This window comes from Levilactobacillus cerevisiae (assembly GCF_003946245.1).
GTDB lineage: Bacteria > Bacillota > Bacilli > Lactobacillales > Lactobacillaceae > Levilactobacillus > Levilactobacillus cerevisiae.
Map to the genome: position 1 here is coordinate 77,660 of NZ_RHNN01000004.1, position 13,271 is coordinate 90,930.

Annotated in this window: 9 protein-coding genes; 6 read left to right on the forward strand and 3 right to left on the reverse strand. The window is 52.1% G+C overall.

Translation table 11 applies throughout. From position 1 onward, the window contains the following. Positions 1-193: 193 nt before the first annotated feature. The gene (locus tag EKM99_RS02565) at positions 194-3,016 is read right to left on the reverse strand and encodes an MMPL family transporter (protein ID WP_125580628.1); all 2,823 of its coding nucleotides are present in this window, start codon (positions 3,014-3,016) and stop codon (positions 194-196) included. A 202-nt stretch (positions 3,017-3,218) separates the two neighbouring features. Between EKM99_RS02565 and EKM99_RS02570 the strand changes: the two genes are divergently transcribed. From EKM99_RS02570 to EKM99_RS02580, 3 genes are all read left to right on the forward strand, one after another. After that, positions 3,219-3,449, forward strand: a complete 231-nt coding sequence (locus EKM99_RS02570; protein ID WP_125580630.1) for a hypothetical protein — start codon at positions 3,219-3,221, stop codon at positions 3,447-3,449. An 832-nt stretch (positions 3,450-4,281) separates the two neighbouring features. Continuing rightward, on the forward strand, positions 4,282-5,043 hold the full coding sequence (locus EKM99_RS02575; RefSeq protein ID WP_125580632.1) for an acetoin reductase: 762 nt from the start codon (positions 4,282-4,284) through the stop codon (positions 5,041-5,043). Positions 5,044-6,228: 1,185 nt separating this feature from the next. Further along, positions 6,229-7,206 (forward strand): linear amide C-N hydrolase, encoded by a 978-nt coding sequence (locus EKM99_RS02580; protein ID WP_125580634.1) that lies wholly within the window; start codon positions 6,229-6,231, stop codon positions 7,204-7,206. Here EKM99_RS02580 and EKM99_RS02585 read toward each other — a convergent pair. Next, on the reverse strand, positions 7,198-8,172 hold the full coding sequence (locus tag EKM99_RS02585) for a YdcF family protein (protein ID WP_225419757.1): 975 nt from the start codon (positions 8,170-8,172) through the stop codon (positions 7,198-7,200). The genes EKM99_RS02580 and EKM99_RS02585 overlap by 9 nt on opposite strands. 126 nt (positions 8,173-8,298) lie before the next feature. Between EKM99_RS02585 and EKM99_RS02590 the strand changes: the two genes are divergently transcribed. Then, on the forward strand, positions 8,299-8,922 hold the full coding sequence (locus EKM99_RS02590) for a glycoside hydrolase family 73 protein (RefSeq protein WP_125580638.1): 624 nt from the start codon (positions 8,299-8,301) through the stop codon (positions 8,920-8,922). 955 nt (positions 8,923-9,877) lie between these two features. Here the strand turns inward: EKM99_RS02590 and EKM99_RS02595 are convergent. Next, positions 9,878-11,188, reverse strand: a complete 1,311-nt coding sequence (locus EKM99_RS02595; protein ID WP_125580640.1) for a serine hydrolase — start codon at positions 11,186-11,188, stop codon at positions 9,878-9,880. A gap of 285 nt (positions 11,189-11,473) precedes the next feature. Here EKM99_RS02595 and EKM99_RS02600 point away from each other — a divergent pair, with 285 nt between their 5' ends. After that, positions 11,474-12,265, forward strand: coding sequence for a TerC family protein (locus EKM99_RS02600; protein WP_125580642.1), 792 nt, complete (start codon positions 11,474-11,476; stop codon positions 12,263-12,265). Positions 12,266-12,393: 128 nt separating this feature from the next. Next, on the forward strand, positions 12,394-13,257 hold the full coding sequence (locus EKM99_RS02605) for an NAD(P)-dependent oxidoreductase (RefSeq protein ID WP_125580644.1): 864 nt from the start codon (positions 12,394-12,396) through the stop codon (positions 13,255-13,257). Positions 13,258-13,271 lie beyond the last annotated feature (14 nt).

The following is a 13,271-nucleotide window of genomic DNA, read 5'->3' on the forward strand; positions in this document are numbered from 1 at the left end:
GTTGAAGTGATGATTATAGCGTCATATCTACAGGAGATGAACAGCCGGGAGGTGGGGATTTGAAGCGACATTACAGCATCTCACAGACATATGGACGATGCGTTTTCTAATAACGTCCGGTTGGTAGTCTATTCAATTTTGGAACAAAAAAAGCCACCGACCAATTTCATAGTCGGTGGCTCTCAGCTCATAATTAATCTTGTTTAGACTTGGTTGACTCATCAGTCTCAGTCGGCTTGGCATCGGCCTTGCTAGACTTCGCTGACTTCATTGGCCGGTCCGCACGCCGTTGCCGCTTTCTGCGGTGGGGTGCGTGGAATTGATGCGGCTTCTGTGCTGGAATGATCACGGATAACTTCCCGAAGGAGGCCGCCATGATTGGCAGCGTCAGGTTGAAAATGATTGCCGTCATGATGGTAATTAAGGTAACTGCGGTCAACGTTTGTGATTCAGCGACCAGCAGGCCTAAGACGCCGGCAATGATGATGAACAGTGAGTGGCGCATGGTTTGGCCAACCTCATTGATTCCTGGCAATAACCAGTCAAGCAGTGGGGCGTCGTTTAACCGGTAGCTCAAGGCTAACTGGGTCAATTCGACGACGGCCAAGACGGTGACTGGGACAAAGGCCAACAGTGGCACTTGCCAGTTGAAGTCGCCGTTACCGGTCAACCACTTCATGAACAAGTGGGTCAGCTGGTAACTGGCAGCTGTTGAGGCTAAGAACGTCAAGAACCAGTAGGTGGCTTGCAGGACGGACCGACTGAAGATGATCAGGAGCAATAACGTAATCCCGAAGACCATCAGTAAGATGCGTGGTAAGTCGTGTTGGAACTGGTTTTGAATCGTGGCCGTCGTTGCGGGTTGACCGGAGAAGGTTAAGGTAGAGCCTTCCAGGACGGTCCCGCGTAGTTGAGCGGCGGCGACTTGCTTCAATTGGGTCAACGTCTTTGCCGTATCATTGGCGTTTGGCGCTTTCTTCAAGGTGATGGTCAGGTACGTGGACTTGACCTTTTCATCCGTGAAGTTCGTCAAGGATTGTTGGAAATTGCCACTGGTGATTTGCGTTGGTGACAGGTACAAAGCCTTGGCTGCTTCGGAACTTTGCAGGCCACTCAGGTACAGGTACATCTTGTTTAAGGACTTCTGCGTGCTGATGACTTGCTTACGGGAATCATTCAGGCTGGTATTGACGGCCTTGATGGTTTCGGCGTAGTTGTTCAAATTAGTGTGGGCAGTGGTTGCGTCCGTGTTGGTGGTGCTAACGTCACTGGACAGGGTGCTCAAGGTACTGATGGCCGAGTTCAGTTGTGAGTTCACGGCGTTCAATTGGTTAATGTAGCGGGTAACCTTCTTGGACGTACTGCTGGTGCTGGCCGCGCTCGACTTGGTTTGAGCAGCTTGTAAGGAACTCTGCAGGGACGTGCTGTCGCTGACCAGACTAGTGGTTTGCGTTGACAGTTGTTGGAGACGTTTGATCTCAGCCTTCAAGGTCTTCTGCTTGAGGTTCACGCTGTCGGACTTCAAGTCGTTGCGGACGGTTCCCAACTGGCCGACGACCCCGGTCAATTCGTTGGTTAACGAGCTGAGTTGACTGGAAGCGTAGTACTCAGTGATGGGTTGGCCACCGGGTTGGGTGACGGACGTCACAGCGGCGACACCAGGTTGGGCACGTAATTTCTTGGTTAAATTATCCAACTGGAAGAGTTGGTTTTGGTTATCAAGACGTTTGTTCGTTTGGATGTAAAGGGTCAATGGCGTTGCTTTTCCTTGTCCAAAATGGGCACTTAAGACCCGAGCACCCTGCACGGCTTGGTTATTTGGAATATCCGTTGAATTATCATAGTTCAGTTGGTTGCGGTAGCTGTACGCGAACGGACCAACTAAGTAGAGGACGACCAGAATGGCAATCCATGGCTGCCAGAGACCAAAACGGGCCAGGCTGTGCCACAACTTGTGATCCTTGAGTTTTGGCCGGGTTTTCTTCGGCCAGAAGAGGCTGGTACCGAGCATCCCGGAGAAGACGGGGATGAGAGTAACACTGGCGATCCCGGTGATGGCAAAGCCAATGCCGAGGAGGCCGTAAGCCCGAATGGTGGAGAAGTCAAAGAGCATTAAGCTCCCAAAGGCCAAGGTTAAACTGAGCGTACTGATGAGGATCCGGTAGCCCAAGTCCTGAATGACCTGCGAGGTTGCTTCCTGACTTTCCATGCCGTCGTCCACGTGGTTGCGCAGTTCCCGGAAGAACCAGAAGCTGGTCAACAGCGTGAAGAGGCTAATCCCCAGCAACAGAAAAATAGGGGTGTACTCGGAGTAAGCAAAGTTCCAGTGATAAGCCAGGTTAGTCGCCAAACTAAGCGTAGAAATATAACTGATTAAAATGGCTAGGAACGTAATAATTGGGGCAATGATTGACGCGAATAAAATCCCCATGGCGACTAAGGCAATCAGTAACGTCATTAAGATCACGATTAACGTGAAGGACGAAATGTGCTCGTTCGCGGCGTCACTGACAATTTCTGGACTGGTCACGTAAGTTTGTAGGCCGAGCGTGGAAATTTGACTGGTCAGTTGACTGGTGATTTGACGAACCGTTCCCTGGTTGTGGCTGACCGCGAGTTGGACAATCTCGGTCGACTTATCCTTGGAGAGCAGTTGCGGTTGACTCGTCGGCGTGTTGGTCATTGTGGTAATCTTTTGGATTCCATAATAACTTGACCGTTTTTGCAAATTGGAGACGGTCTTGTTGACCGCTGCCAGTTGCTTATTGGTCAGCGCGCCGTTCGGGTTGTTGAAAACCGCGTTGACGGTGTACGTCCCGTTTAAGTTGCGTCCCCAAGTGTTTTGAATCTGGGTCGCCTTTACGGGTTGACTCGTATTCGCCAATTGTGGTTGACCATCATACTGAATAATGGTATTGACATTCGGCAAGGTGACAATGGCCGCAAAAACCACGATTAACCAGAATACGAGTGCAAAGATTCGGTTGTGGTGGAGCTTTCTAATCCGTTCTTGCATAAGTAGTCTGAGTCCTCTCTATGTATCCAATCTCCCGCCGTGCAAGCAGGGTGTAATCCATACTCAATTTTACCATAATGGCTGGCTTTGGGGCCGTTTTAAGTCGGATTTAACAAAGTTTAAGAAACTCTTTAGTTGCTTTAAAATCTTAAAGGGGTAAGGTTATAAACACTTGTATTACCCAATAAGGGAGGGGAGTTCAATGGCTAAGCATCATCAAGCGTACCAGAGTCCATTTGCGAAAATGTTAACTGACCAACGTTACCCGTTTGCCACCCAATTGGCCACACAGGCTGGGTTGGATCCGAGTCAGGTCATGTTTGCTTACTTGAAAATTACCGCGGGCGTGCCGGAAACGCTGACGACGGAGGCACGGCTGCGGGAGGTAGATCGCCGCTTCCAATCCTTCCTCAAGGACGCAGCTGCCAAGTAACAAAATGTGGCTTGACCCGCCACCTGCGGTAGACTGACAGCTCCGCACCTGTGGGGAACGGCCGAAGCCTGGGAAGCGGTCTTCGGCCTCGCCTTTGAGCCTTGAAGAACACAAGTCTCAAAGGTCGTCCCGAGCCCTAAGCTGAGACAACCGCTCAGCTAAAGCCACCGACACAGGGGCTCCGTGTCAGTCTACCTCCGGTTCTGGGTTGGCAACATTCGGTTGCTTGGCGTGGTCCTTTGCTTCATCCTGTCTCTGAAGTTGAGGGATGGTTAGGTTCCAATGGCTCTGAGACTCGTGGGCCTCTGCAGAGTGAGGAACGGCTGAGAAAGAACCTCGACCAACGAGACCGACACAGGACTGCGTGGTCTAGCTGCCTCTGACCAGCGTTGCTGTTTTAGTTTTGCTAGGACTGTTAGTCATTTGCTTCTTTGGATGTTTAAATATAATGTACACGAATTTTAGCTCTCTTTTGATTTTTGTCTGGCTGAAGTTTTAGGTGATTAGCGACCTTACGATGTGTAAAGTTAGAACAAGAATGACTGTAGAAAAATTGCAAGTATCTCTTTGGATTTCAGTTAGTTGGTTAGTCGATCAGTCATTTACTTTTAGACTTGCCAGCGGCTGACTGGTGGTATCGCTCATTTTTAAACGTCGTAGCTCCAGTTTAGTTTAGGGGACTACGGCTTCTTCGAGGTAATTGATTGAAGCGCTTTCATTTGTATGCTTTAATGAAGAGGTCGGGAAAGCTGATGGTGATAACCACTGACTCCGTTTGAGACAGCTGTCGGCGTGTTCCACGGACAAATCAAGTAGAAGGAGTGTTTTGAATATGACAAGAGTTGCGATTGTTACCGGTGGTGGCCAAGGAATTGGTGAAGGTATCGTTAAGCAATTGGTTTCAGATGGGTTGCAGGTTGCTGTGGCTGACCTGAACAAGGAACATGCTGAAGCTGTTGCCGCTGAAGTGGGCAATGGGTCCAAGGGCTACTTCGTCGACGTTTCTAAGAAGCAAGCGATGTTTGACTTGGTTAAAAATGTGGTTGCTGACATGGGCCACTTGGATGTCATGGTCAACAACGCTGGGATTGCTAAGATCGACCCCGTCATTGAAACCTCCGAAGAGGACTTGGACCAAATTTTAGACGTGAACATTAAAGGTGCCTTCTTTGGGATTCAAGCCGCCGCAACACAGTTCAAAGCACAAGGAACTGGCGGCAAGATTATCAGTGCGTCTTCCATCGCCGGCCACGAAGGCTTTGAAATGTTGGGGGCATACTCCGCAACGAAATTTGCCGTCCGTGGTCTGACCCAAGCCGCTGCCAAGGAATTGGCCAAGGATAAAATTACGGTCAACGCTTACTGCCCAGGCATCGTACTGACGCCAATGTGGGATGAAATCGACCAGCGGATGGCAAAGATTTACAACGTGCCTGAAGGGGAAACCTTGCAGAAGAACATTGACAGCATTGCCTTAGGCCGTGGTGAACAGCCAGCGGACGTTGCCAACTTGGTTTCCTTCTTAGCTGACAAGAAGTCCGATTACATTACTGGGCAAGCCATTATTGTTGATGGCGGGATTAATTTCGCTTAAAATGGAATAACTGCATAAAGCTATCGGTCATCGCTCAGTGCGGTGGCCGTTTTTTGTCTTGGTCCGTGGTTTTCGCTCCCGGCGGCAGCTCTTGCTCCCGTCGCTATGGGGACCGCCTCCAGCCTGAGAAGCGGTCTTCTGGCTCGCTTTTAAGGCTTGCAAAGACCGCAAGTCTCAAAAGTCTTCCCATTTCCTAAGCCGGGTGAACCGTCCGACTAAGGAAATCGACACAGCGACGTCCGCAAGGCTGCCTCTGGTCGCTGACAACGGCCAAGCCAAAAACGGTCAGCTTTGAGCGGTGACGATTGTTTCTGCCGTGATGTTGTTTGTCACGTTAAGATATATTGGTGACGCTATAGCTGGTGAGTGTGTGCATGGTGTATACAGAGAAGTTGATAGCGCACTGCATTAAGTCAGGAAACAATATCCAGTTGATGCTAGCAGCATAAAACCAGTAACACCCAAGAGCGTACACGTGCTGTACCCAAACCGGTATCAGCACGCGGTAAAATTAAGCTCAGTTTGGTTGGCTGGGTGGAGTCGGAGGCAGCCGAGCGCGGTAGTCCTGTGTCGGTGGCCTTAGTCGGGGCATTTTCCGGCTTAGGGCACGGGCCGACCTTTGAGACTTTAATCTCAGCCGTTTCAAAGGTGAATATTGTAAAACCAGTAACAACTAATCATATACGTGCGGTACCAAAGCTGGTATCAGCACGCACCAAAATTAATGTTAGGTTGACTTCACGGTTGGAGCCGGAGGCAGCTTGATGCGCAGTCCTGTGTCGGTTTCGTTAGTCGGAGTGTTTTCCCGGCTTACGAAACGGACCGATCCCTGAGACGCTGACCTCGGCCGTTTCAAGGTGAATATTGTAAAACTAGTAACAACCAAGAGCGTACACGTGCGGTACCTAAGCTGGTATCAGCACGCGGTAAAATTAAGCTCAGTTTGGTTGGCTGGGTGGAGTCGGAGGCAGCCGAGCGCGTAGTCCTGTGTCGGTGGCCTTAGTCGGGGCATTTTCCGGCTTAGGGCACGGGCCGACCTTTGAGACGCTGGGCTTGGCGGCTCAAAGGCGAGGGTGAAGACCGCTCTTTGGCTTCACCCGGGCCCCACAGGCGGTAGCGCTCGAGCTGCCGCAGACGGAACCCAGCCAACCAACCGCAAAGACAATTTTAAGGAGGCTGACACCTGTGTGTACCAGCATATTACAGATTGCGAAAGATGGGAGCCACATCCTAGCTCGCACCATGGACTGGCACGCCCTCTACGTCCAACCACTATTCGTTCCCCGCGACTACCAGTGGCTGGGACTCTACGACAACGCCGTTCACACCAACCGCTACGCTATGATTGGTGGCGGGGGCGCCCACGACCATGAAATTGACGTGTCCGATGGCGTGAACGAAATGGGATTGAGCGTACAAAAATTGACGTTTGCCAACGGGTCACACCTCGTGGAAACGCCAACGCCGGGCCAAGTTCACTTGGCACCGTATGAATTTTCATTCTATTTATTAGGGCACTACGCGTCGGTGGCAGACATTGAAGCCCACATCGACGAGATTCAATTGATGACCAACCAATTTGCCGTGAATGACATTGGCGATTCCGAACTCCACTTTGCGGTGGTCGATCGGACGGGCCGGACCGTCGTGATTGAGCCAACGCATTTTCCCATGAGGGTTCGGGAAAATCCGCTGGGCGTCGTCACCAACAGTAAGGACTTTGAGCTCCAACTGAAGCGCTTGGGCCAGTATGTCAATTACACGGACGACTTTGATGCCGGCACCGTGCCCTTGAATGCCCCGCGGGTCACGACTGGGCGTTTCTCTGGTAAACCCGTGCCGAGCGGATCCTTCACGCCAGGGGGCCGGTTCGTCCGGGCCGCCTATTACAAGGAACGGGCCGACCTGCCCGACAACGAGGACGAGGCCATCATCAGTGCCTGGCATTTGCTTGACAGCGTGACGGTGCCGAAGAGCTCCAAGTACCGGCCAACGTATTCAGTCTACCGGGCGGCCACGGTTTGCGAGTCGCTCACGTACTACTTCCAACCGTACAATCGGCTGGATACGGTTCAGCTGCGGTTGACGCCGGAAATGTTGAACTGGACGAAACCTAAATTTTACAACGTGCCCAACCAACTCAGCGTCACCGCATTAAATTAAGAACCACAGAATGTTGCCGGCAATCATGCCAATCAGGACGCCGCGATGCAGGCGGGGATGGAGCATGATAATGGCGAGAAATTCCCGCGCCCAAGCAGCTGGTAGGTAGCTCCCCGGTGTCGGTGCCGGGTAACCGCCAAAGCGAATGCCCAGCTGGCTGGCGAGATGTTCGGCCCGAAACAGGTGGTAGTTGTTGGTCACGATGACGACCCGGCCACCCTGCTGGGGCAACTTCGCCCACAACCGTTGACTGTTAAGTAAGTTAGTAAACGTACTGGTGGCCTTGGTTTCCTGTAAAATGCGCTCGCTGGGCCACTCGTGGTCAACGAGGTAGGCCGTCATGGCCGCGGCTTCGGTCGTTGTTTCATCGGGTCCCTGACCACCACTAACGACGATGGTAACGGGGCTTTTTTGGCGTCGCGCCAGCGCTAACGCAGTGTCTAACCGACTGGCCAGGACGCGACCAATCTGATTGCCGTGGCGCAGACCGGCGCCCAGCACCAAGATGGTGTCAGCGCGGTGGGCGCGCCAGATGTTGGCCCGAACGTAACCCACCAGACTGGCGGCGAACAGGATGCCGAGGTAGACGCTAAAGGCGGGGATGAAGGTCAGCCACGGCCACCAGCTTTCACCGAAGTCGCCGCTGGCCAGGCCGTAACCCCAACCGATACCGAGAATCAGCCACACCCAGATGCCGGCTAGTAAGCCGATGGTCAACCGCTCACGTTTACGAACGACCAACCGCGGGGCGTTTAGTATCAGCAACAGGACGACCAGACCCGCGATTCCGATCAGTCCCATCACACCCCAGCCGATGTGCGCAACCAGTTGCCAACCGGCGTGATGGGAGAAGCCGGCCAGTAAGATAATCAGGCCAGCACTGACGCAGGTCATCACGGCCGAGCTCAGACCGTGGGGTTGCCAAAAGGTTAGTAAGACAGTTAATAAAATTAGAATAAGGCTCACAGTGAGCAGCATCGACAATACTCCCTTCGCAAAGGTTAAGTTTTTTTGAGGCTTTTTGAATTTAGCAGTTCCTTAAACATTTCTAGGTATAATTGAGTCCATTATAACGGAAATGGAGGGATTCTGGTGGCAAAACGACGGAGAAAAAAGCGAAAATCAACGACTAACCCCGCCACGGCTACCTGGATCTTTGTGGTTATCCTCTTAGTGCTGGGCGGCGGGCTGTTAATGCGCGGCAAAATTAAAACGGTCATGCAGACCACCCGCATCGCACAGACGGGGACCAGTTCCAATTCTGGTGAAACGGCCGCTCAGAAAAAGTTCATCAAGAAGATGGCCGCACCGGCCGTTCGGGTGTACCAACAGAATGGGCAGGTGCTCCCCAGCATCGTGATTGCCCAAGCCATTCTTGAATCCAGCTGGGGGACCTCGAGCTTGTATTTACAAGCCAACAATCCCTTCGGCGTGAAGGGGAGTTATCAGGGCAAGAGCAAGGCCTTCCCGACCACCGAGTACGTCAACGGCAAGAAAATTCATATCAAGGCCAACTTCCGGGATTACCCCAGTCTGACCGCAGCTATCTTGGACCACGACGCTTTGTTGAAGCAGAATTACTTCAAGCAAACGGTCACGGACTACCAGACGGCGGCGAAGTTGCTTCAGGCCAACGGGTACGCGACGGATCCGGATTACGCTAAGAAGCTGGATAACGTCATCGCGACTTACAATTTGAACCAGTATGACACGTAGAACTTAACAGGGGTGACAGCCCAAATAGTTGCGACACGGTCTAAACCTGCCGGCTTACCGTTCGCCAAATTTAGGCCGGAACGCTGTGGGCAAGAGTGTGGCAGATGGCGGTTAGCTGGTGAGCATTAACGGTGATAACCGAATAATCCTGGGCTTGGATTGTTTGGTTATCAGTGTTAAGCGGAGCCAGCTGCCATCTGACACACGTTTCGACAATGAAAAGTTGGAGTACCAAATCCCACGACTGAGCCTAAATTTGGCTCACTCACGCCTACTTAGACCGTGTCCAACTATGGAAGACAGGTGTAGCAAGTCAAGCGATGGTCACGGCAATTTCATGTTAAAAAACAACCATAACCGGAGGAGGACAGAGATGGAGGTAGCTGTGTCGACGACGTTAGCTGAGTGATTTTCTCAGGTTACGTCGTGGGACGCGTTTGGAGACTGTCGTTCTTGGACAGGCTTCAAACCGAGACGGAGGACCGCTCCTCAGGCCGCAGGCGGTCCCCACAGACGCCGGAATCTCTGGCAGCCGCAGGTGGTAATTTTCGACTGATTTTGAGGATCGAATCCCTGTTAACTGGGCCGGTTTAGGTTCTTTTAAACTTTCAATCATTTGCTTGCAATCTTCAATAAACCAAGAATCCCCGCCACCAACGTTCACGAAGGATGTTGATGACGGGGATATTTGTTTGCTTAAATTTGCTGGGCAACTGCAATAAAGCGGCGGCAACGGAACTAGCGCGTTAGGTTGCCACGGAGCCGGAGGTAATCAAGCGCGAACCCTGTGTCGGTGGTGTTAGTCGGCGGTTTACCGGCTTACAGCACGGGATGTCCTTTGAGACTTGCGGGTTGGGCAAGGCTCAAAGGCAAGCCGTAAGCCCGCACTTCGGCTGAAGGCGGTCCCCACAGGGTGAAGCGCTTGAATTACCGTAGGCGGAGTAAAACAACCGCGTTAGTTCTCGTTGTAGTAGCGCGCGAGATCGTAGAGGGTCTTGGCCAACGTGTCAATCGACTTCGTTGGCTTCTGATTGGCGAACAACACGACACCCTTCTTGTTCCCCTCGGAACCATAGTAAATGGTCTCGTAACCAGAACCAGTCAACGCGCCACGCACCCGTTTGATACCGCCACTATAGTGATACAAGCCACCGGCATAGTTTAACTTGTAGTCGTTGGCGAGGTCGTAGTACTGCGACTTGGTGAGAATCTTACCGTTCCGCAGGCCCTTTTGAATCTTATAGTAGTCGGCAGGCGTTGCGTAGTAGTTGCCGGCACCCAACAGGGAGGACATCAACTTCTGCGAAACGTTGTTACTGACGTTGGTGCCGTTACTGTAAGTGTAACCGCTAGCGACCACGGCGTTGCTAGGCAGATTGTCCCAAGCGTAGGTATTTTGCAAGTTCATCGGCTTCACAATCCGGTTTTGCACCAACGTTTCGTAACTTTGGCCGGTCACCTTGGAGGCGATGGCGGCCAGTAGCGTGTAGTTGGCGTTGGTGTAGTTAAAGGTTTGTGAACCGGTACTCTTCAGCTGGCTCAACGTGTAGTTCAGCTCGGAAGCCTGCGAGGTCAGCAACGTGCTGGGCGTGCTTTCATCCATGTCGATACCGGAGCGGTGATTCAACAACTGTCGCAGCGTGATATTTCCACTGCCGGAGACGCTCGGGTAATACTTATTGAGCTTGTCGGTCAGGGATAACTTGCCACTGGCGGCTAATTGTTCGATGATGGCGCCCGTCATGACCTTTTGCAGCGAGGCGATGGGGAACAGTGTGGTGCTGGTGTTGGCTAATTTACTAGTGACATCGGCATCCCCCACGCTAACCTGACTCGCGCCGGTCGCGTAGTGGTTGAACAGCATCGCGTTCCCTTGAAAATGCGCATTGCTCAAGAGGGCCGCCGCGTTTTGCGAACGACTGTACTTTTGCAGGGCACTTTGATTGACCCAGCCAATCGTTTTGCCGTACCAAGCAAACTTCACGTAGGTGCTACCATCAGACAATTTAGCGGTCTGCGTCACCTTCACGAAGCGGTGTTGCCAGTTCTTCCCGCTAGCGTCACGGGTCTTGGCCGAGCGCTGCGTGTAGTAGGGTGCGTAGTAATAAATCCCATCGTTGCGGCTACTCTGGTTCACGAACCGCGCGTTGTAGCTGGTCTTCGTACTACTGGTAATCTGCAGGTAGCTCTTCGCATGTGCCGAAGTGGCCGGGATGAAACTACCGACAAGAAACAATGTCCCAATTACTAACCAAATTTTCTTCACAATCATCATCCATTCCCCTTATTGATACGTCCAATGGTACCGCGGGATAGTTGCGAAGAGGTAACAAGACTGTCACTTTTCAGTAACAATTACGACGATTTATTTTATAAATGGGTTCACTGAACTAACCAAGTCGGCTGGTAACCACTTGAATACGCTCGTGACAGCAATCGTCTAAACCATAAAAGACTGCAGGGCGAAGCAAATCAATGGTTCGCAAGTTTAGGGGGAGTGTGTTAAACTTAGCTCCAATATAAAATTAGTTATGAGGAGCTGAACCCAGCATTGTTACATTTTCTTGGCCAACTTTATGGGCCATTCTTTGATCTACACAATTGGGAAACGGTGGTCACGTCTGGACAAGATTGGCTACTGATTTTTTCCCTGGTCTTAATCGAATGTCTCTTGTCGGTGGATAACGCAGTCGTGTTAGCCGCCCAAACGCAGTCACTGCCCAACCGGAAGCAACAGGAAGAATCCCTGTTCTACGGGATCTGGGGCGCGTATATTTTCCGGTTCATCATCATTGGACTGGGAACGTATTTGATTAATTTCTGGGAAATCAAGGTTGTGGGTGCGCTCTACCTCGTCTTCCTCGTGTTCCAGTACTTCAGTAAGACCCGGGTGAAGCATACCCGCAAGCTGGTGAAGGATAAGAAACACCGGATTCTGCCGCTGTTCTGGTCGGTGGTCTTGCAGATTGAAATGATGGATATTATTTTCTCCGTCGATTCCGTGTTGGCGTCGTTAGCCATTTCCAACAACCCCGTGATCGTATTGATTGGGGGCTTGATTGGGATCCTGGCAATGCGGGGCGTGGCCGAAGTTATTATGAAATTGATGCGGCGAATCCCCGAGCTGGAGCCGATGGCCTACATCTTGATTGGGCTCATTGCGCTGAAACTGTTTGTCTCCATTCCAGCGATTGACATTGAGGTCCCCGCCACGTTATTTGGAATCGTCGTGCTGGGCGCCATCGTGATTACGCTGGTGATCCACGTCATCCGCAAGCGGCGGCAACCACAGCGTAAAACCGAAAAAGTCACAGAGGAAGCTTCCAAATCAACTGAATCGTAATACAAGGCCACGAACATTTTCTGTTCGTGGCTTTTTGGTAGGTCTGGGCTGAATAAATGGGTATACTGAAGCTAAGTTTCAATCAGTTCAGGGCTCGTTCTGTACGGAAAAATCTGGAGGTAACGCATATGCAAATTGGGTTTATTGGGACCGGCGTCATGGGCACCGGCATTGTGTTGAATCTTTTAAAGGCGGGGCAATCGGTCGTGGTTTATAACCGGACCAAGGCGCACGCCGAAGCCGTTTTGACCGCTGGGGCCACCTGGGCGGACACGCCCGCAGCCGTGGCGGCGCAAGCACAACTGGTCATGACCATGGTCGGTTATCCCCGCGACGTCGAGGAAGTGTACACCGGCGAGCACGGCATCTTTGCCGGGATTCAGGCTGGCAGTGTCGTGGTTGACATGACGACCAGTACGCCAGCACTGGCCGTAAAATTAACGCAGTTGGCACACGACCAGGACGTCCAAGCGCTGGACGCACCCGTTTCCGGTGGGGATGTCGGGGCCAAGAACGCGACGCTGACCGTCATGGTCGGCGGCGACCGTGCGGCGTATGACCAGGTGCTGCCCATTTTTCAAGAGTTGGGTCAGCGGGTCAATTACTTTGGGGAAGCTGGCAAGGGACAGCACACCAAGATGGCCAACCAGATTATGATTGCCGGCACGATGACTGGTTTGACGGAGATGTTGGTTTACGCCAAGGCGGCGGGATTGGATTTACCTCAGGTGCTTGCCACGTTGAGTAGTGGTGGTGCCGACAACTGGAGTATGGACAACTACGTGCCGCGGATTTTAAAGGGGGACTACACGCCGGGCTTCTTCGCCAAGCATTTCTTGAAGGACTTGCGGATTGCCCTGCAAGAAGCCGACCGGATGGGCCTGGATTTGCCAGCCACCAAGCAAGCTAAACTGTTGTACGAGGCAATGGTCGATGATTATGACTTGGGCGACGACGGGACTCAGGGCCTGATTAAAACGTACGGGAAGTAAGGGCGTTGATTGTA